This window comes from Pandoraea sp. XY-2, assembly GCF_004193915.1.
Lineage (GTDB): Bacteria > Pseudomonadota > Gammaproteobacteria > Burkholderiales > Burkholderiaceae > Pandoraea > Pandoraea cepalis.
The window spans coordinates 1,345,177-1,365,286 of record NZ_CP030849.1 but is presented as its reverse complement, the minus strand read 5'-3'; the positions used below and the strand labels follow the sequence as shown (position 1 = coordinate 1,365,286).

The 20,110-nt window shown below is 64.4% G+C and carries 12 protein-coding genes and 2 pseudogenes; 9 read left to right on the top strand and 5 right to left on the bottom strand.

Annotated features, from left to right (window positions below; all coding sequences use genetic code 11):
* Positions 1-30 precede the first annotated feature (30 nt).
* The gene (locus DRB87_RS06280) at positions 31-1,056 is read left to right on the top strand and encodes a serine hydrolase (protein ID WP_130025266.1); all 1,026 of its coding nucleotides are present in this window, start codon (positions 31-33) and stop codon (positions 1,054-1,056) included.
* A gap of 61 nt (positions 1,057-1,117) precedes the next feature.
* On the opposite strand, the gene DRB87_RS06275 is transcribed toward DRB87_RS06280, so the two are convergent.
* Positions 1,118-7,240: an autotransporter outer membrane beta-barrel domain-containing protein gene (locus DRB87_RS06275; RefSeq protein WP_130025265.1), complete on the bottom strand. Its 6,123-nt coding sequence runs from the start codon at positions 7,238-7,240 to the stop codon at positions 1,118-1,120.
* A gap of 317 nt (positions 7,241-7,557) precedes the next feature.
* Between DRB87_RS06275 and DRB87_RS06270 the strand changes: the two genes are divergently transcribed.
* From DRB87_RS06270 to DRB87_RS24135, 3 genes and pseudogenes are all read left to right on the top strand, one after another.
* A complete protein-coding gene (locus DRB87_RS06270) occupies positions 7,558-8,280 on the top strand; it encodes a response regulator transcription factor (RefSeq protein ID WP_130025264.1) in 723 nt (240 codons plus the stop codon).
* A gap of 143 nt (positions 8,281-8,423) precedes the next feature.
* Positions 8,424-10,241 carry an ATP-binding protein gene (locus tag DRB87_RS06265; RefSeq protein WP_165385248.1) on the top strand — a complete coding sequence of 606 codons (1,818 nt, stop codon included), beginning with the start codon at positions 8,424-8,426 and terminating at the stop codon, positions 10,239-10,241.
* Between the two features lie 20 nt (positions 10,242-10,261).
* Positions 10,262-10,396 (top strand): annotated as a pseudogene (locus DRB87_RS24135) (IS3 family transposase); the annotation flags it as partial.
* Here the strand turns inward: DRB87_RS24135 and DRB87_RS06260 are convergent.
* Positions 10,393-11,208: a DNA-binding transcriptional regulator gene (locus tag DRB87_RS06260; RefSeq protein WP_130025262.1), complete on the bottom strand. Its 816-nt coding sequence runs from the start codon at positions 11,206-11,208 to the stop codon at positions 10,393-10,395. The pseudogene DRB87_RS24135 and the gene DRB87_RS06260 sit on opposite strands and share 4 nt — an antisense overlap.
* Before the next feature lie 287 nt (positions 11,209-11,495).
* Between DRB87_RS06260 and DRB87_RS06255 the strand changes: the two genes are divergently transcribed.
* The 5 genes from DRB87_RS06255 (at position 11,496) to DRB87_RS06235 (ending at position 17,499) form a co-directional block, all read left to right on the top strand.
* Positions 11,496-13,349, top strand: coding sequence for a bifunctional 3-(3-hydroxy-phenyl)propionate/3-hydroxycinnamic acid hydroxylase (locus tag DRB87_RS06255; RefSeq protein ID WP_130025261.1), 1,854 nt, complete (start codon positions 11,496-11,498; stop codon positions 13,347-13,349).
* 3 nt (positions 13,350-13,352) lie between these two features.
* A complete protein-coding gene (locus DRB87_RS06250; RefSeq protein ID WP_130025260.1) occupies positions 13,353-14,312 on the top strand; it encodes a 3-carboxyethylcatechol 2,3-dioxygenase in 960 nt (319 codons plus the stop codon).
* 15 nt (positions 14,313-14,327) lie between these two features.
* Positions 14,328-15,113, top strand: a complete 786-nt coding sequence (mhpD, locus tag DRB87_RS06245) for a 2-keto-4-pentenoate hydratase (RefSeq protein WP_130025259.1) — start codon at positions 14,328-14,330, stop codon at positions 15,111-15,113.
* 109 nt (positions 15,114-15,222) lie between these two features.
* Positions 15,223-16,509 (top strand): 3-(3-hydroxy-phenyl)propionate transporter MhpT, encoded by a 1,287-nt coding sequence (gene mhpT, locus DRB87_RS06240; RefSeq protein ID WP_130025258.1) that lies wholly within the window; start codon positions 15,223-15,225, stop codon positions 16,507-16,509.
* Positions 16,510-16,620: 111 nt separating this feature from the next.
* Positions 16,621-17,499 (top strand): alpha/beta fold hydrolase, encoded by an 879-nt coding sequence (locus DRB87_RS06235; RefSeq protein WP_130025257.1) that lies wholly within the window; start codon positions 16,621-16,623, stop codon positions 17,497-17,499.
* Between the two features lie 274 nt (positions 17,500-17,773).
* Here DRB87_RS06235 and DRB87_RS06230 read toward each other — a convergent pair whose 3' ends face one another.
* The 3 genes and pseudogenes from DRB87_RS06230 to DRB87_RS06220 all read right to left on the bottom strand — a co-directional run bounded on the left by DRB87_RS06230 (position 17,774) and on the right by DRB87_RS06220 (position 20,108).
* The gene (locus DRB87_RS06230; RefSeq protein ID WP_206100072.1) at positions 17,774-18,064 is read right to left on the bottom strand and encodes a YciI family protein; all 291 of its coding nucleotides are present in this window, start codon (positions 18,062-18,064) and stop codon (positions 17,774-17,776) included.
* A 324-nt stretch (positions 18,065-18,388) separates the two neighbouring features.
* Positions 18,389-19,335 (bottom strand): annotated as a pseudogene (locus DRB87_RS06225) (electron transfer flavoprotein subunit alpha/FixB family protein).
* A gap of 23 nt (positions 19,336-19,358) precedes the next feature.
* Positions 19,359-20,108: an electron transfer flavoprotein subunit beta/FixA family protein gene (locus tag DRB87_RS06220; RefSeq protein ID WP_130025256.1), complete on the bottom strand. Its 750-nt coding sequence runs from the start codon at positions 20,106-20,108 to the stop codon at positions 19,359-19,361.
* Positions 20,109-20,110: the final 2 nt, after the last annotated feature.

Sequence of the window (20,110 nt, the reverse complement as noted above, 5' to 3'; positions counted from 1 at the left end):
TCACCGTCCCTTGTCCAGGAGCCTTTTGCGATGACCGATTTTCGTCCCACCCGCCGAAAAGCGCTGAAACTCACGGCGGCGTCACTTGCTGCGCCGACGTTGCTGTCGCCCGCAACCAGCGCCATCGCTGCCGGGCGCGCCGATCTCGACGGCGCCATCAACCGCTTTGTCGCCCTCGCGCCGAAAACGACCAGTTGCCTCGTTGCCGCAACCCCACCCCAAGGGCCGGGCTGGCGTGCCGGCTACGCGCCGGAGCAACGCCTGTTCGTCGGCAGTGCCGTCAAAACGTATATCCTCGGCCAGTTCCTGCTCGACGTTGAGTCCGGCCGCAATCAACTCTCCGGCAGCCAACTCTGCACCGTTAGTGACGCCGTGCGCACGCCGGGCAGCCCAGTGCTCATCGGCCTGAATGGACAAACGCTGTTCCGAACCGCACTCGAGTCGATGATTTCGCACAGCGACAACATCAGCACCGACATCACGCTGGCCGCTGTCGGGCCGGCGCGCGTGCGCGAACTGGTCGGGCGAATGGGACTGAACACGGTTCGCATCCCCGATTCCACGCGCGTCCTCTTTTCCTATCTGGCGGGCGCGCCGTCGGGTGTCGATCTCGGCTGGGACGGCATGCAAAAGCTGGAGCACAACGAGAAGGTCTATTACGACAATCATCTTCTCTCACCCCGCACCGATGTCATCAACGACAAGCAATCGATGACCAGTTCGGCCAACGATCTCGTGAATTGGTATCAGCAGGTGCTGGCAGGAAAGGTCTTCGCGAAGCCGACGTCGCTCGTCGAATTCAAGCGAATCTCCGCGATGGCCGACGCGGTGTGGATGACGGTGCCCCAGGGGCTGCTCGCCTATGGCAAGGGCGGCAGTCTCGACTGGGGGACGTTCCACGCCCTGTGCTTCGCCGGGCAGATGCTCGTGGGCAAAACGCCGGTGACGTTCAGCTTTACGTCGAACTGGCTGGACGGCAAGACCAGCGGCGAGCGCACCGAAGCATTCATCTCGGCAGTCAGCGACGTCCTCAAGGCCGCCGCCAACGCCGTTTGAGTCATCCGTGACATCGGTCCCGAACCGTCGTTCGGGACCGCGACGTATCCCTCCTTCGGACTCAGAAGTGCTTCGCCAGCCGCAACGCGGCGCTTTGTACCGTCTGTGACGATGCGGTGCGCAGGTTGTATTCCGCCCGAACCTCGAGCCCTTTCGACGACAGCAGTTCAACCCCAAGCGCAAAGTTGCCATAGACACGCGACTGCGACGACGTGATGCGAAACGCCGCGCTCGGGAACTGGACGAACGACGCCTCGGTACTCACATCCCCCTTCGACGCAAAGCTCACTCCTGCCGACAGATAGGGGCGCACGGTCGTGCCACGATAGTCGAGACGTGCGCCCACCTCGACGGCGGGACTCAACACCGCCGTTGTGCGCCCCTCGCTTTGCATCGCAAGATCGAACACGCCGGCGCCACTTTCACGGTAAGCCGAATTCCTGTCGTAGACGACGTCCAGATCGGTGTAGGGCTTCACATACCCTGCGGCGTAGTTCAATTGATAGGACAGCCGGGATCGTGTGCCGACAAAAAAGGCGTCCGGCCGACTCGTGGCTCGCGCGGACGCCCCCGGATATTCGATCGTTCGATTCTGCGTGCCGCTCTCGTAACCGCCCAGCACGGCGAGCGCGATTTGCCACGGCCCCATCTGACGCTTCAACGTCAGTCCGCCCCGGAAGCCATCGCTCGATATGTCCAGCGAGCGATCCGACGAGCGGGCATGCGTCACCACGTAACTCGCCGAACCGCCGACAAACCAGTCAGGCGCAAACTCCCTCTGAGCCCCGAACTGATAGGTCACCTGCTGACTGCGGAAGCCCACATCATCTGCAGTTTGGAAGCGATCGGCGCGGGTGCCGATCACGCGCGCCCAGACGCAACTGCCCTCGCCCATGCGCGTGCCGTCGGTGACGAACTGCGGGCAGCTCATCAAGCGATTCAGGAAGTCGTAGTTCTCATGCCCTCGCGAACCTGCGCGCATGAGTGACGCCGCCCCGGAAAGCACGTCGAGCGTCTTGCGGTAAGACGCCGCATCGCCTGCACTCACGAACGGCTGGAACAAGGGGCCCGCCGCGACCATGCCGGCGTCCCAATGGGTCTGAAGTAGGTCCGCAAACGACGCCTGATTCGCATTGAGCGACACGCCCGGCGGCCGGAAGTTGGCGTCCACCGAAATCAGCGGATCCCGCGAGCCGCCATAGTGATCTTTCATCTGATAGTTGAAGACGAGCGCCGTACTCTTCGCGACGGCCGTCTCACCGGTCGACGCGTTGTCGAAGTGCCCGATGCCAAGCCAGATGTTCTTGACCGGATTGCGAAGGATCGGCACGACGCTGCCGCCGAACGTCAATGCCCCCGTCACCGTCAGGAAGTCGCTGTTGTGATTCGTGAAATCGAGGTCGGGCGCGTAGACGCCGGTGCCCGTCTGCGAGAAGCTGCCAATGATTTTCGACGCCTGGAACACGCCCGCCCCCCCGGGGCTGATCGTGCCGTAGTTTTGCGTCAGCCCGGCCGAGAGCGACTGCGCCGTACGTAGCTCGCCGCCCGCGCGGTTCTCAACCGTGCTGTCGGTCGTCAGTTCCACATTGCCCTGCATCAGGCCGCTGTTGATGACACTCGCGCGACTCAGCGACGCGACAGCCGTTGCCGCCGATACCGTACCGGCATTCTCGACGGTCACGCCATCGGTGTTGATGGCGAGAATGCCGATCCCCGAAGTTGCATTGGCCATCACGCTCGCGCCGCTGCCGATCGTCACGCCGATCGGCTTGCCCTGCATCGAACCGCCGCCCGCGTTGCCCATGCTGATCGCCGCAATCGCGGGGGAGTCCGCGCCTAAGGCGGCAACCACGCTGCCCGGTTGAAGCGTCACGTCGATTGCGCCGCCCGTGTTGCCGCTCGCGCTCCCAGGCTGTTTCAGCCATACGCCGCCATCGCTGAACACGGCCCCGCCGCCAAGACTCATCGCAAGAATGGCCGGGGCGTGCCCGCCGTCAGTGACCACACGGCCGCTCGTATTCACCTGCACCGCGCCCCCCGCCCCCACGGCGCCGGAGACGTTGGCCTGCCGCACCATGTCGAGACCGTAGCTCACTGCGGCGGCATCGCCTGTGATACCGCCTCCACCGCCCACGGACTGCGCCAGCACGCCTGCCGCCCCCTCGCCATGCGTTTGAACGCTACCATCGACGACCACGTCCACCGTGCCGCCTTCGTTGGCGCCAGCGCGTGTGACGACATTGTTGACCGACGCTAGCGTGACGCGTCCCGGCGCGGTGGTCACGCCTGCAATGCCGCCTCCCCCGCCGACGCTTTGGGCAACGATGCCGTGCGCGTCCTGACCCAGCGTTTGCACAGCGACGTTACGCGCGACGCTCACGTCGACGTCCGCGCCGTTGCCGAACGTGTCGCCTTGCGCCCCGAGCGTCAGGCTGGTGACCGGCAGCGCCGACGGATTGCCGCCCTCAACCAGCGCGACATACCCGCCGCCACCGCCGATACTTTGCGCCAGCACGCCGAACGACAACGTCCCTCGTGTCGACACGACCGCCTGGTCGGCTGCAGGGTTCGTCAGATCGACGGTGACGCTACCGGCGTTGGCTTGCAGACTGCTGCCGCCCGCAGGCGACGCACCAAGCTTGATGACCGCGCCCCCGAGCAAGGACGCAACCGACGCGTCGACGGTCATGCCGGCGGCGCCGCCGCCCCCGGCGACGGACTGCGCGAAAATGCCGTGTGAGAGCACGCCGCTTGTATCGATGCTGCCCGAACCCACGACCGAGACCGGCGCACCATTCATGCTCGACGGCGACAGTTCGCCGCTCAGCGTGCTGCCCAACGTGATGACCGGGGCGGCGACCTGCTGCCCTGCAGCGAGATGCGTGCTCGCATTCCCCGTCAGGCCCACCGCTGTGGCACCGCCGCCGCCCGTGATGCTTTGCGCGACGACACCGCTCGCGTCGTTCCCCTGGGTCGCGATGACGCCACCACTCTTGACGTTCACGCGAGAAAACTGTCCCGCATTGCCCGCCAGATTGCCGGTGTATGTTCCCCCAAGCGCGAGCGACACCGCCGGCGATGTCGATCCGGCAGCGGCCCCGAGGCTGCTCGCGCCGAAGGTGTAATCCGTCGCGGCCGCCTGCCCTCCGCCGCCGGAGATGCTTTGCGCAAGAATGCCCGGCGAACTGTCGCCGGTGGTTTGAATGCGACTGGCAGCATCGCTGGCGTCGACATTGACCGTCCCGCTGCTTCCCCCGCTGCCGCCCTGCCCCCCAACGCTGACATTGACGCTGTGTTGCGCGCTGGCGAGATTCGAGCCGAGCAGGTCGATGAGGCGGGTGACCTCATCGATGATGCCTGGCGCGTCCTTCGGTGCCCAATTCGAGAGGAAAAGCTCGAGGTTCTGCGAAGTCGCCGCCCCCGCTCCGCCACCGCCGCCCACGCTCTGCGCGACGATACCCGGCGCACCGAAGCCCGCCGTGGACAGCGTTCCGGTGTTGAGTACATTCGCTTGCCAGGCGTCGCCGCCGGAGCCACCCGATCCGCCAACGGCCACATGCGTCCCGACATTGGGTGAGACGTTGAAGTAGGTGCCAATCCTGCCAGCCATCACGCCAAGCAAGCTATCGACGCTCGAAAGCAGGCTCGACACGCTGGTCGATGCAGCCGTGCCGCCCTGACCGCCGCCACCGCCGATACTCTGCGCGACGATCGCCGCCGCGCCGGTGCCCGATGTCGTCACCGGGCCGTGGTTATTGATGGCGGCCACGTTGCCAGCCCCGCCCTCACCGCCCGTGCCACCGACGCGAACATCCACACCAACAGTGAGTGAACCGAACGCCACGTTCATCGAATTGCCGGAGGTCGTCAGCCAATTGCCGATCGACTGCAACAGCCCCTGAACCGATCCGGGTGCGCCGAGTGTTGCGCCGAACGACTTCGCGGTTTCCTGTTGCACCATACCGCCCACGCCACCGCCGCCACCGATGCTTTGCGCGACGATGCCATACGAGTGATCGCCAGCCGTGAGCACGCTGCCGTCGACGTTATTGTTGACCAGCGCGACTGCACCATCGCCCCCGCTGCCACCGGCACCGCCGATCGTCGCGCCCACGCTGATGTTGAAGCGACGGTTCGGCGTGGCGATCGATTGCGCCCGTAACGCGGCGGCAGCACTTCCCCCGGCACCGCCGCCCCCGCCGATGCTCTGGGCCAGTATGCCGATGCTCTTGTCACCCAGCGTCCAGATACCGCCGCTGTTGTCGACCTGGGCCAACCCGCCGCCGCCGCCGTCGCCGCCGCTACCACCGATGGAGACGTGCGGACTGAGCGTGGCGGAAGGCACCTCCGGGCCGAGATCCGGTGCGATAGTGAGCGTGGCCGAACTGGCGAGTCCGCCATAGCCACCGCCACCGCCGATGCTTTGCACGACGACGCCATCGCTTGCGACGGCCTGCGTCGTGACGCTGCTCCCGTCGTCCAGCGTGGCATGCGCCACGCCACCCGCGCCACCGCCCCCGGCGCTGCCGCCATGACTGACGGCCACACCCAGTCCAACACCGACGGTCATGGCGCTGGACGACCCGCCAGCGCCACCACCGCCCCCCACGCTTTGCAGCAGAACGCCGCTCGAGCCTGCGCCAGCGGTTGAGATCGCTCCGCCCAGATCCATGAGGGCATCGCCGCCGGTTCCGCCGGCACCACCGTGCCCGCCGGTGGCAATGCCAACGATGATGCCGGTCGTATCGGCGTCGCCGCCGTGCCCCCCGCCGCCACCGATGCTCTGCACCTGCACACCGGCGCTCTGATCGCCCGTGGTGAAAATCGAGCCGTTGCTGCTGAGCGTCGTGTTGCCACCGAGTCCGCCGTTGCCGCCGGACCCACCGCCAATGTTCATGATCCCCTGACTCAGTTCGGCCGCCCCCGCGCCGCCCCCCACCGCGTGCGCCAGAATACCGACGGCGTCGTTACCCGACGTCATGATCGTGCCGTCGTTTCTGATATCGACGGCCAGATTTCCGGTGTTGCCACCCGCACCGCCATTCCCGCCATGCCCCGACCAGGGACTGGATTCGCCACCGTTCCCGCCGGCGCCCCCGACGACCGAAACCCGCATCCCCATCGCACCGACGCCGCGCGTCGCGATGCTGCCGGTGTTGGTGAGCGTGACGGCCCCCGGCGTTCCACCATCGCCGCCCTGAAATCCGTTACCGGTGACACCGCCGCCGCCATCGCCGCCGTCCCCCCCAAGGCTGTAGGCGGCAATGCCCGGTGCGTTAGCCCCATCGGTGGAAATCGCCGCGCCGTTCGTGATGGTGATGTTGCCGGCGTTACCGCCGTTCGAGCCTTTGACGTCCGTGCTATCGCTCATGCGTTTCGGGCCGTTGCCGCCGACGGAACGCGCCAGCAGGCCGACTTCGCCATCGCCATGGGCCGTCACGGTGCCGTCCGCCGTCGACACGGTGACATTGCCCGCATTCCCGCCCCATCCGGAGAGCACATAGCCGCCCTCCCAGTCGTCGATTCCCAATCCCCCCTGACCGCCCAGCGATTCGGCCCGAATGGCCGCGCCCTCGCTTCCACCGCTCGCGCTGGCGGTGACGGTGGCCCCGCCACGCACGACCACGCTGGCGTCCCCGGCGTTTCCCCCGACCCCGCCGTTCACGCCGGGCCCCCAGGGAATCGCGCTGGTCTGCCCGTTCCCGCCGATCGATTGCGCCGACAGACCGTAGCCCACAGCGCTCACCGAGCCGCCATCGAGCGTCAGGCGTGCGAAATTGCCGTTCCCGCCGTTACCGTTGCCTTCGCCGCGATTGCCCCACAGACCGCCGTCTCCCCCCTTGGAGAGGACCGAGGCGCCAAAACCGTTGCTGATGACGGTGCTTTGCGCGAGCACGAAATCGACGACGCGCCCAAAGCCGCCACTGCCACCCCAGTGATCGCGGCCACTGACATCGTCGCCGTTACCGCCGTTGCCGCCGCTCACGTCGACGGCGACGCCGGTCGCCCCATGCGTCGAGAGAATGTTCAGGCCCGAGAGCGTGCGCTCGACGTCGATCTGACCGGGTGCGCCGTCGAAACCGTTGGCGTTGTGACAGCACCCGCCTGTGGCGCCGCGATAGTCGAGAAACAGCGGACCGGACGTCTGCGCAACGGCCGGCCCGGCGAGCATGAGTCCTGCCACGCCGCATATGGCCTTGAGGCGACGTGGCGTCGCCCTTGCGGAAAACCGTTCTCCCACGCTGCCCCCCAATCCGAAAGCGTATGCCCGACTCCCGGATTTGCACGCCGTGTCACGTCGATGTCGTGCGCATTGTGTTGATCCTTGCGCAGCGCGAACCCGTTTGTGCGAAACGTAGCATTCGATGTGTGATGTCTGGCATCCCCCGAATTGAGTAAATTCGGGCTCTGACTACCCTGTTTGGGGGATGGGCGCTACGATAGCGGTGCGCTAATTTGCATGACATTGTCTCCCCGCTTAATTGTCTGGAATCCCAAGCCATGCCTGCCAGCCCGTCAGTCGATGCCGAACCGGTGCTCCCCGGACCGCTATTGCTCGTGGAAGACGACCCGGCGACACAAACGCGCATGTGCGGCATTCTGAAATCGCTGGGCTACCGCAATGAGATGGTCTGTGTGGCCGGAAGCCTCGCGCAGGCGCGCGCGCATCTGGCAAGCACGCCGTGCGCGCTGATACTGGTCGATGTGGGCCTGCCGGACGGCAGCGGCGTCGATCTGATCGGCGAGTTGCACGAAAGCGATCCCGCCCTTCCGATTCTGGTAATCTCCGCGTGGAGTACGGAGCAGATCATTGTGCGTGCACTAAGGGCAGGCGCGACCGGGTATCTGCTCAAGGAGCGCGACGACGAGGAAATTGCGCTCTCGATACGCAGCGCACTGCGCGGGGGTGCGCCGATCGATCCCTTTGTTGCCAGGCATATTCTTAGCCTAGTCGGCGTCAGCCGAGCGATGCCACACGCACCGGCGGCGACGCCAGTCACCGGTCAGTCGCCGACGGCCGAGGCCGTGCCTGCATTGAGCCCGCGAGAAATCGAGATTCTCGGGCTCGTCGCCAAAGGCATGACGAACCGCGAGATTGCAGCCCTGCTCAATATCTCCAGTCTCACGGTCGCATGCCACATCAAGAACATCTACAAGAAGCTCGCCGTCAACTCGCGCACGCAGGCCGTGTTCGAAGCGCGTACCTTCGGCTTGTTACCCTGACCCGCCGCATCGCCACGATGCATTCGGCTCGGGGCAGGTCTCTGTCTCTGCGCTGTCTTATCTCGTTTTCCTGTTTTATCGGTCTGGTCCCCGGCATCTTGGACGCCCAGGGACAGACACGCCCGCCCGAGAACAGCGCGCCGATGTTCGATCGCATCGAAGCCGTGCGCGCCACGAGCGATGGCGTCGCGAGCATGAACCCCGACGCCGCCAACTGGACTACGGTGCACGCCCCAGACGTCGGCTGGGCCGACGTCACGCTGCCCGACGTCTGGACACGCCGCTGGCCGGACTACAACGGCGTGGTCTGGTATCGGCTTACGTGGCGGGAACCGGAGCACCCACAGCCACGTGGCGTGCTGCTGGAATACGTGAATATGGCCGGTGCGGTGTACTTGAACGATGTCCTGATCTCGCGCGACAACTCGCTTGTCGAGCCACTGACGCGAGCGTGGAACACGCCGAGGTACCAAATTCTGGACACGCCGGCGTTACGTCCCGGCGTCAACACGATACTCGTACGCGTCTCGGGCCTGGCGGCATACAGCCCTGGGCTTGGCCCAGTCGTGCTGGGCAGGCCCGACGTCGTGCACGAGCGCTACGAGCGGGAGCAATGGATACGGCGCGACCTGCAACTCTTCAGTCTCGCCATCACCCTGACCCTCGGCATACTCGTGTCGATGCTTTGGTTGTATCGACGCGACGAATCGGCCTACGGCTGGTTCAGCATGATGTCGCTCACCTGGTGGCTCTATGCGGTCAATCAAGTGGTCACCCGGCCGTGGCCATTTGCGACGAACGACGCGTGGGAGATCTTCGTCTCCATCGCATTTCTCGCTTACTGCGGCAGCTTCACGATGTACGTGTTGCGCTTTTGCGGCCGACGCATGCCGCGCCTCGAAGCGTTGTTATGGACAACGTTCGGCGCCGGAGCACTCTGGCTGATCGTCATGCCACACGATCGCATCGAGACATCGCGCGCGATCTGGGCCATCGTGCCCGGCGTGACCTATCTGGCGAGTTGCGTGCTGCTTTTCGTCCTCACATGGCTTGAGCGCAGGCTGGAACAACGTATCGTCTCAATGTGCGCGTTGACCTTCGTCGTCGCCGGCACCCATGATTTTCTGGTGTATTTTGGCGTGCTCACGTCAAACGTCTATTACACGACGCAAACGTCTCAGGTGCTCATGATCGGCATGGCCATCGTGCTTGCGAGGCGCTTTGCCGAAAACGCGCGGAGAATCGCGCAGTTCAACGACGAACTACGCGTGGGCATCGATAATGCGCGCGAGGAACTGGCGCATACACTCAATCGTCAGCACGAGCTCGAAGTCGTCAACGCGCGCCTCGCCGAGCGGCTGAATCTCGCACACGATTTGCACGACGGACTGGGCGGCGCATTGGTGTCGAGCATCGCGGCCATCGAACATGCGCCGCACACGTTGCCGCCGGCGCGCTTTCTCGCGTTGCTCAAGGAAATGCGCGACGAACTGCGTTTCGTCATCGACACGGCGGCCACGCATCAGCAAGGTGAGCTGGCGCTCGCCGAGCAGATTGCCCCATTGCGGCATCGGATTTCGGTGCTCTTCGAGACGCAGAACATCGAGTGTATCTGGCGGCTCGACGGTATCTCGACGTGCGTGCTGAGCGCCGCACAATCGCTGGAGTTGCTGCGCATTCTCCAGGAAACGCTGACCAACGTGCTCAAGCACGCGCAGGCAACCCGTATCATTGTCGAACTGCGGCACGACGGCAATCGGGTCACCTTGCGCGTTGAAGACAACGGTGTCGGTTTCGATATGCAGGGCATGCGAATCAATACCGACGCCCCTCAGGGCGGGCACCTTCACGGCACCGGGCTTAACAGCATGCACCGGCGTGCCCAACGATTGGGGGGCTCACTCTCGCTACTGAGGGAGAACAGTGCGACGGTCGTGATGGTGCAATTCGACCTCAGCTGACGCTCGGCTTATCACGACCAGGCCTGAAGGGCTACATCGACCACGACAACCGGCACCGCATCAAATCGAAACTTGGTGGACTGAGTCCCGTGGAATACCGGATGCAAGCGGGAAAAAATCAGCGGTTCACCGTCATGGCGAGCGGCGGCGCTTAATCGTCGGCGGGCATCGCATGCACGGGAGCGGCCGGTGCCACGGCAGCCGCCATCTGCGCCGCCGCCTCCTGAAGCGGCGGCACGAACCGCCGCACGGCCTCGGCCGCGCTCACAGCCTGATCGAGATAGATCACGTTAAGACTTGCCAGCACACGGCCCTCCGACGCAATGGCGACCGCGACCGCGCCGATCTTGCGCTGGTCGAGCCAGTCGCCATGATTCGAGCCGAAGCCATTCTCGCGTGTCTGGCGCACGAGATTGCGGATGAACGCGTCGTCGCAGGCGAACCGCTGCTGCAACTCCCCGCCCGCGCCCGTACGCAGCAAATCGAGAATGTCCTCGCGCTCCGCCTCCGGGCACATGCCGAAGTACGCCCGTCCGGCGGCGGTGAACAGCATCGGCAGGCGCCGTCCGACCATGGCGCGGTGAAACGACAACGGGCTGAAACGATGTGTCGTCTCGCGGATGATCATGGCGTCGCCGTCGGGGGTGGTCAAATCGGAGGGCCACACCACACGTTGCATCAACTTCCCCATGATCGGCGGTGCGACGGTCGCGATGCGTTCGTCGTCCGTGAAGCCCTCGCTGAGCGAGCGCACCGCGAGCGCCAGTCGGAAGGTGTCGTCGGAGGTGCTGCGTCGCACGAATCCGTCTTCCAGCAATGTCTCCAGCAGTCTGCGCACGGTGGTGCGGTGAAGTCCCGTCGCTTCGCTCAACTGCTGCGGCGTCGCGCGTCCCCGCGCCATCGCGTTGAGCGCCCGCAATACCAGCAGGCCGCGCGACAAACCGCGCACGTTCGGATATTTGCTCATGAAATCGTATTTAAAATCAATGATGTGCATTCTATGCACATTTCGCTGAAATTGTTGAGCGCTTTTCGCGACCTGCCTAGACTCATCGAAAAATCAGAGCGCTAGCGGAGACACCTTCTTTTCGGTGTGAGCGAGTGTCGTCGAAGACGCCTCGCTCGACGACCGACCCCGGCCCAACGATTAGCGGACAACACGAGCCGCGACGGAATCAACGAACGCAGCACGCCATTCGAACGCGCCAGACCGGCGTGCAGGGCGCGCTCGCGCTCAAAAAAGGAGCGAGACACATGAGTACATTCGACAAAGCCGCCAATGCCGTGGCCGACACCCCTGCCGACATCACGACGGACGTGGCCATCGTCGGGGCCGGCCCGGTTGGGTTGATGATCGCGAATATCCTTGGCTTGCAAGGCGTGCGCGTCACAATCCTGGAAAAGCTGGATCAACTCATCGATTATCCGCGCGCCATCGGTCTGGACGACGAGGCCTTGCGTGTGTTCCAGGCCGTCGGCCTTGCCGATGCCCTGCTTCCGCACACGACCCCCGACCACTGGATGCGGTTTCTCACGAGCGATGGTCACTGCTTCGCGTCGATCGAGCCGCGCACCGACGAATTCGGCTGGTCGCGCCGAAACGCCTTCATTCAACCGCTCGCCGATCGGGTGCTGTTCGAGGGGCTCGAGCGCTTCGCCCATGTGGACGTGCGCTTCGGGCACAGCGTCGAGGCGCTCGCGCAGGACGCTCGGGGGGTGACGCTGAACACGCGAACGAGCGATGGCGAAGTCCGTACGATTCGCGCGGGTTACGTTGTCGGCGCCGACGGCGGCAACAGTGTGATTCGTCGCCTGCTTCAGGTGCCCTTCGAAGGGCGCACGAAGCCAAACCAGTGGATCGTGGTCGACGTGCGTAACGACCCGGTGGGCGCGCCTCACGTTTATCTGCACTGCGATCACGAGCGCCCGTATGTTTCGGCGGCCCTGCCGCACGGCATTCGCCGTTTCGAATTCATGGTCATGCCGGGCGAGACGGAAGAGGAACTCTCCAGGTCAGAGAACATGGCGGCGCTGATTCGCAAGGTGGTCGCGCATCCGGACCGGGTCGATTACATCCGCAAGCGGGTCTACACGCACAACGCGCGGCTGGCGGAAACGTTCCGCGTGGATCGCGTGCTGCTGGCGGGCGACGCGGCGCACATCATGCCCGTATGGCAAGGTCAAGGCTACAACAGCGGCATTCGCGACGCCAACAACCTTGGCTGGAAGCTTGCGATGGTGCTCAAGGGGCAGAGTCTCCCGAGCCTGCTCGACACATACACCGCCGAGCGCCGGCCGCATGCGCGCTCGATGATCCACCTCTCCGAGGTCGCGGGCGACATCTTTGCACCGACCACGCGCTTTGGCGTGCGCTTCCGGGACGCCTTCGTGCGCAGCTTCAACTGGTTTCCGTCGGTCAGGCGCTACTTCGTGGAAATGCGGTTCAAGCCGATGCCGCGCTACGAAGAGGGCGTGGTGCTGCTTCCTCCCTCGAAATCCAGCGGCGGCTGGCTGGCGCGCCTGCTAAAGCGCTCGGGCAACTCAGCGCCGGGCCGCCTGCTGGGCCTGATGAGTGAGAAGCGGGATTCGTGGCTCGGCCGCCGGGTGTATGGCCGCGACCCATTTGCCAGTTCGCCGGTTGGCCGCCTGTTCATTCAGCCCAATGTCCGCACACGGACCGGCGAGCTTCAGCGCCTCGACGACGTCATCGGCAATCACTTCGCCGTGCTCGCTTGGGGAGCGGACCCGACGTTCGGCCTGACGGTGCGTGCGCGCGCCGTTGCCGAGAAGCTTGGCGTGCGCTTCGTGCTGGCCAAGCCCGATGTCCAGATGGCGCACACCTACGATGTGCCGGAGGGCGTGATCGCGATCGGGGATCCGCTCAATCGATTGAAGGACTGGTTCGGCGCGCGTTCGCAATCTGTGGTGTTGCTGCGCCCCGATCGATTCGTCGCGGGTGTCTGCGCTCCGCAGGAAGTGTCGGACGCGCTGACCGAACTCGCCGGCAAGGTAGCGCTCTGCGACGATCCGGCGCGGCAGGTGACGCCGCTGCGTGCGCCAACGAACCCCGCCCACGCCGTCGTAATGCAGCAAGTTGCCGGAGCCTGAGTGATGCCGATTCATCTCGAATGCATTTCGCACACGCCATTGCATGGCTACTTCGATCCGCCCGAGGACATCGTGTCCGAAGTGAAGCGGGTGCAGGCGCAGGCACGCGAGCGCGTGCGAGCGTTTGATCCTGAACTGGTTGTCGTATTCGCGCCGGATCACTTCAACGGCTTCTTCTACGACGTCATGCCGCCGTTCTGCATCGGCGCGGCGGCCACGGCCATCGGCGACTTCAACAGCCTGGCCGGCAAGTTGCCGGTCCCGTCAGACATCGCGCATGCGCTTGCCGAGCACGTGCTGGCGTCGGAGGTTGATGTCGCGCTGTCGTACCGCATGCAGGTCGATCACGGCTGCGCCTATGCGTTGGAAGTGCTCACGGGCGGGCTCGATGCCTACCCGGTCGTGCCGGTGTTCATCAACTCCGTCGCGCCGCCGATGGCGACGCTGCGCCGGTCTCGCCTGCTGGGCGATGCCATCGGCCGGCACCTGGCCCGCACGGACAAGCGCGTGCTGGTGGTGGGATCGGGCGGTATCTCGCACGAGCCGCCCGTGCCCGAGCTGATCGGTGCGACCGAGGAAGTCGCCGAGCGTCTGATCGCCGGTCGCAACCCGTCCGCCGAGTCGCGCGCGGCGCGCCAGGCACGCACGGTGGCCGCCGCCGAAGCGTTCACGTTGGGAACGAGTCATCTGCATCCGCTCAATCCGCAGTGGGACCACGCGTTTCTCACGCTTCTCTGCGACGGGCATCTGAGCGCTGTCGATGACATCAGCAACGACGCGATCACGCGCGACGGCGGCAAATCGGCCCACGAAATCCGTACGTGGGTAGCCGCGTTCGCGGCGCTCGCCGCTTATGGCGAGTACGGTGCGTCCCTCGATTACTACCGTGCGATTCCCGAGTGGATTGCCGGCTTTGCCGCGATGCATGCCATGCCGCAAACGGCACTGGCCGCGGCCGCCTGATAGAAGGAGTCTCCCATGTCGAATTCCCCGCTGATTCAGACCCTCGCCGAACGTCTTCGCCGCGCCGAAGCCACGCGCCAGCCCATTGCACCGGTTCGCGGCGAAATCGCGCCCGACGACATGGCGAGCGCCTATGCGGTGCAGCAGTGTAACGTCGCCGCGCGCGCCGCCAGGGGCGAGCGCATCGTCGGCCGGAAGATCGGCCTGACATCGCTCGCGGTGCAGCGCCAGCTCGGTGTGGATCAGCCAGACTTCGGCGCGCTGTTTGCCGGCATGGCTTACGGCGATGCGCAGCCGATGCCGCTCGCGAGCCTCATCCAGCCCAAGGTGGAAGCCGAGATCGCGCTTGTGATCGAGCGTGATCTCACGTGCGAGAAACACACGTTCGCCGACATTCTGCGCGCCACCGCCTACGCGGTCGCGGCCGTGGAAGTCGTCGACAGCCGCATCGAGCAGTGGAATATCCGCTTCGTCGACACCGTGGCCGACAACGCGTCGAGCGCGCTGTTCGTGCTGGGCAGCCGCCCGGTCGCGCTCGCCGACATTGACCTGACAGCCTGCGCGATGACGCTTTCGCACAACGGCGAAGTGCGCTCGCGCGGCAACGGCGCGGCCTGTCTGGGCAACCCGCTGAATGCCGCGGTCTGGCTTGCCGATCGCATGGCGCAACTCGGCACGCCGCTGCGCGCGGGGGACGTGGTGCTCACTGGCGCGCTCGGCCCGATGGTCCCCGTTACCGAGGCAGGCACGTTCGTCACGGAAATCGAAGGTCTTGGCAGCGTACGCGCGACGTTCGCGTAAGAAAGCCCAGGCTTTGCGCCGTCGGGCATCGAGAGGTAAGGCGCGTAACGCCCAAGATTCAACCTGACCGCCGAGAAGAGCGGATTTTCCTGCAACTGGAGACAAAGCAATGCAAGCATCATCACCGCAAGGCGCGGCGCCCGCCAAGGGTCGCCTCGCGACCATCGGACTGTGTTTGGCCATCGCGCTGCTAGAGGGCCTCGATCTGCAGTCGGCGGGTGTGGCGGCGCCACGCATCGCCAAGGAGTTCGCGCTTTCCGTGGCGCAGATGGGATGGGCGTTCAGCGCCGGTGCCATCGGCTTGTTGCCCGGCGCCGCACTTGGCGGGCGTCTGGCCGACCGTTGGGGACGCAAACGGGTGCTGATGTTGTCTGTCGCCCTGTTCGGCATTTTCTCGCTCGCCACGGCACACACCTGGAACTTCGAATCGCTGCTGACGGCGCGCTTTCTGACCGGTCTCGGTCTCGGTGCCGCCATGCCCAATCTGATCGCGCTGTGCGCTGAAGCCGCACCGGAAGGCCAGCGAAGCACGGCTGTTGGCGCCATGTATTGCGGCATGCCGTTCGGCGCAGCATTCGCTGCCGTGATCGGCATCATGAGTCCTGGCGACGAAGGCTGGCGTCACGTGTTTTACGTCGGCGGCTTCGGTCCGATGTTGATGGTGCCGCTGCTGGGGCTTTATCTGCGTGAGTCTGCCCAGTTTGTCGCCACGCGGGTGACGCGTGACTCCGGCGTCGGCGGCACCACGGCGCCGCACGATGTGCCCGGCGCGACACCGAGCATCACGCACGCGCTGTGGAAGGAGGGCCGCACGCGCACGACGATCGCACTGTGGACGAGCTACCTTGGCACGCTCATCGTCCTGTACTTCCTGATGAACTGGCTGCCGTCGATGGTCGTGGCCAACGGGCTGTCGCGCGCGCAGGCAGGCATGGCCATCATGATGTTCAACGTGGGGGGCGGCATCGGGGCGATCGGCATTGCGAGCGTGATGGATCGTTGCTCACCGCGCCTGACCGTGATCGGCATGTACCTCGGCATTGCGTTGTCACTGGCCGGGTTGTCGGGGGCCAACGGTGCGGTGACGATGGCCTGCGGCGCCTTCTTCTGCGGATTGTTCCTGGTCGGGGGGCAGTCGGTGCTGTATTCGATGGCCGGTCAGGCGTATGCCACAGAAGTGCGGGGCACGGGCGTGGGGGCGGCGGTAGCCGTCGGGCGTCTCGGTTCGATCCTGGGGCCGCTGATCGCCGGTCAGTTGTTCGCGCTGGGGCAACGTGCGTCGATGCTGGTGTCCTCGAGCATTCCGTTGATTGTGATCGCAGCCGTTGCCGCGCTGAGCGTGGTGAGCACGTTCGCACCGCGCATGGTCGCCGGCGTCGCTCAGCCGGGGCGGTGACCGGCCGGTGCCGAGCATCTCCGAGCGCTTGAGAAAGTCTTTGGGAGGGTGGCGCGTTTCATCGCGACGCGCGCCATCCTCAACGATTCAATATTGGTAGAGGGAGTCATCATGACGACAACGCAATCGGCCGGCATAGCGCTCACGGAGGCGTCCACGAGCCGTTTCGTGACGATCCGCGACGCGGACGCGGAATTTCGCATTCACTACAACGATGCCGGCAGTGGCGCCGACACGGTCGTGATGCTGCATGGTTCTGGACCCGGCGCGACCGGCTGGGCCAATTTCAACCGCAACGTCGAGCCGATGGTCGACGCCGGCTACCGCGTGCTGCTGGTCGATTGCCCTGGCTGGGGAAAAAGCGATCCGGTCGTCAACACCGGATCGCGCTCCGAACTGAACGCACGCGTGCTCAAGGCCGTGCTCGATGCGCTCGACATCGAGCGCGTGCACATTATCGGCAACTCGATGGGGGGACACAGTACCGTGGCCTTCGCCCTGTCGAATCCCACGCGTGTCGGCAAGCTGATCCTGATGGGCGGCGGCACCGGCGGGCCGAGCCAATTCGTGGCCATGCCGACGGAAGGCATCAAACTGCTCAATGGTCTGTACAAGGAGCCGACCATCGAGAACCTGAAGCGCATGATGAACGTGTTCGTCTTCGACGCGAGTTCGATCACCGAGGAGCTGATGCAGGCCCGGCTCGACAACATGCTCGCGAATCGCGACCACCTCGACAATTTCGTGAAGAGCCTTGCCGCGAATCCGAAACAGTTCACGGACTATGGCGCACGATTGGGCGAGGTCGCGGCGCCGACACTGCTCGTTTGGGGGCGTGACGACCGGTTCGTGCCGATGGATGTCGGCCTACGACTTCTGGCCGGCTTGCCGAATGCGCAATTGCATGTGTTCAACCGTTGTGGACACTGGGTGCAGTGGGAGCACGCGGACGCGTTCAATCGCATGGTCATCGACTTTCTGGCGCACTAGAAGCAAAGCCCGCGTCGGCTTCCCTGTCATAGGGTCGTCGCATGACAGGGAGGCTTCGCGGATCGGTGAGCCTCGGTCTTTCGCGTCGTGCTTGCTTGGCTGGGATGCCGAGGTCAGCGTATCCGAGCGCCGGCAGGTCGAACGCCGACTTCAAGATAGGTGACCGTATCGTCGGCACGGCACCTTCTCACGGCCAAGCATCGGCTTGGCGAACGCATCCGAATGATTTGATCGCGCTGTTCGCAGCGCTGCCGCTTGAGCATGGAGCGCAAAGCTACGCGCCGAAGTCGGGCATGCCCGGAGCGGCCATCGTCGGCTCCCAGGCAATGATTTGGTAGCTGGCGACCCCGGCCTGATGGAAGGGGTCTTCGGAAATCCATTGCGAGACTTCTTCAAGCGCGTTGGCTCTGGCGAGAATCACGCCACCGGTTCGCGGCGACTTCCGGCCCGAGAGCAAGAAGTGCCCCGCCGCGTAATGGCGATTCAGAAAGGCGCGATGGTCGTCCATGTGGACGTCCACTTCGGACAGCGGGCGAAGATAGTCGAGAAGGATGAGAAACAGCATGATGATCCTCGTTGCTTTTGCTCAGGGACGCAGGAGAATGGCACCGACAGTTTGCCCGGCTTCGAGCCGGCGATGTGCCTCCGCCGCGTCGCCTTATTAACGGATAACGATCTGGGACGCTGCTGATGAAGCGTGAAATGATTCGCGCTGTGTCATGGCGTTCTCCTGATGGATGAGCTTGCAAGCGCAGCTTACGTCTAGCAAAATGCCACATCAATTCGCCAAATATCGACATTTGCCGCGCAAAAAAACACAGCCATCACTGGCATTGGAAAGTGCGCTCTCCAGTGGGATGACGTCCGTTATTTTCTGGAACTATCTTCGCTACTGCAATCGTTGGACCAGTTCCGGCACGATCTCAAAAAGATCGCCGACGAGGCCGTAATCCGCAACGCTGAAGATCGCCGCTTCCGGGTCCTTGTTGATCGCCACGATCACTTTTGAATCCTTCATACCCGCCAGATGCTGGATTGCCCCCGAGATGCCGATGGCAAAGTACAACTGTGGCGCCACGATCTTGCCTGTCTGCCCCACTTGGTAGTCATTCGGCACATACCCCGCATCAACCGCCGCGCGCGAGGCGCCCAACGCAGCGCCCAGCCTGTCGGCCAAGGGCTCCAGCAGGCGTTTGTAGTTCTCTGCGCTACCCAGCCCGCGCCCCCCGACACGATGGTACCCGCGCTGGTCAATTCTGGGCGGTCCAGCTTGGTCACATCCCGGCTCACGAATTTCGATGATCCCGCGTCGGGCGCCGCGTCGATGCTTTCGATCGGTGCGCTGCTGCCCTCAGTTGCGTCCGCGTCGAAGCTCGTCGCTCTGACCGTGATGACCTTGATCGAATCGCGCGATTGCACCGTTGCAATCGCATTACCTGCGTAAATCGGTCGCTCGAACGTGTCTGCGCTGCACACTGCCGTGATATCGCTAATCTGTGCCACGTCGAGTTTTGCAGCAATGCGAGGCGCTATATTCTTGCCCGATGCAGTAGCCGGCACCAGTATGTGCGAGTAATTCCTCGCGATGTTCAACACCGTCGCCTCGATGTTCTCGGCCAGGCCCGCTTCTAGCTGCGGTGCATCGGCCAGCAACACCTTACTCACCCCTGCGAACTTCGCCGCAGCCTCCGCGGCGCTATGCGCATGATGGCCCGCAACCAGAACGTGCACGCTCTGCTGCGCGAATGACTCGATCGCCTTCGCCGCTGCCACTGCCCCGAGCGTCGCGGCTTTGACGGTCGCATTGTCGTGCTCTGCAATTACCAGAATCGTCATGTCTTTCCTCTCTTGCCCGTTTGTCAGAGTACGTTCGCCTCAGCCTTCAGCCTCTCCAGTAGCGACGCCACATCCGGCATCCTCACACCGGCGACGCGCTTCGCAGGTTCCACGACCTTGAGTGTTGCCAGCCGTGGCGTGACGTCAACACCGAGATCCTCGGGCTTGATCGTCTCGATCGGCTTCTTCTTGGCTTTCATGATGCTCGGCAGCGTCGCATAGCGCGGCTCGTTCAAGCGCAGGTCGGTAGTGATCACGGCGGGAAGCTTGACCGACAATGTCTGCGCACCGCCGTCCACTTCACGCGTCACAACCGCGCTGCCGTCAGCGATAACGACCTTCGACGCAAACGTCGCCTGCGGCAGATCTCCAAGGGCCGCGAGCATTTGGCCAGTCTGATTCGAGTCGTCATCGATGGCCTGCTTACCCAGGATGATGAGTTGCGGCTGCTCCCGGTCTACGATGGCCTTCAACAGCTTTGCCACGGCCAGTGGCTGCAACGCCTCATTCGACTCGATCAGGATGCCGCGATCCGCGCCGATCGCCAGCGCCGTGCGCAGCGTCTCCTGCGCCTGGGCCACGCCCGCAGAAACTGCGATCACCTCGGTGGCCACGCCCGCCTCCTTGAGCCGAACCGCTTCCTCCACTGCGATCTCGTCGAAGGGATTCATCGACATCTTTACGTTCGCGGTGTCGACACCCGTACCGTCCGACTTCACCCGGACATTGACGGTGTGATCTACCACGCGCTTCACAGTCACGATAATCTTCATTT

Bases quoted from the DNA above. Each gene is read 5' to 3' on its own strand.
- DRB87_RS06265 (WP_165385248.1), top strand. From the start codon at position 8,424: ATGTTCGATCGCATCGAAGCCGTGCGCGCCACGAGCGATGGCGTCGCG.
- mhpT (WP_130025258.1), top strand. From the start codon at position 15,223: ATGCAAGCATCATCACCGCAAGGCGCGGCGCCCGCCAAGGGTCGCCTC.
- DRB87_RS06280 (WP_130025266.1), top strand. From the start codon at position 31: ATGACCGATTTTCGTCCCACCCGCCGAAAAGCGCTGAAACTCACGGCG.
- DRB87_RS06255 (WP_130025261.1), top strand. From the start codon at position 11,496: ATGAGTACATTCGACAAAGCCGCCAATGCCGTGGCCGACACCCCTGCC.
- mhpD (WP_130025259.1), top strand. From the start codon at position 14,328: ATGTCGAATTCCCCGCTGATTCAGACCCTCGCCGAACGTCTTCGCCGC.
- DRB87_RS06235 (WP_130025257.1), top strand. From the start codon at position 16,621: ATGACGACAACGCAATCGGCCGGCATAGCGCTCACGGAGGCGTCCACG.
- DRB87_RS06270 (WP_130025264.1), top strand. From the start codon at position 7,558: ATGCCTGCCAGCCCGTCAGTCGATGCCGAACCGGTGCTCCCCGGACCG.
- DRB87_RS06260 (WP_130025262.1), bottom strand. From the start codon at position 11,208: ATGAGCAAATATCCGAACGTGCGCGGTTTGTCGCGCGGCCTGCTGGTA.
- DRB87_RS06220 (WP_130025256.1), bottom strand. From the start codon at position 20,108: ATGAAGATTATCGTGACTGTGAAGCGCGTGGTAGATCACACCGTCAAT.
- DRB87_RS06230 (WP_206100072.1), bottom strand. From the start codon at position 18,064: ATGCTGTTTCTCATCCTTCTCGACTATCTTCGCCCGCTGTCCGAAGTG.
- DRB87_RS06250 (WP_130025260.1), top strand. From the start codon at position 13,353: ATGCCGATTCATCTCGAATGCATTTCGCACACGCCATTGCATGGCTAC.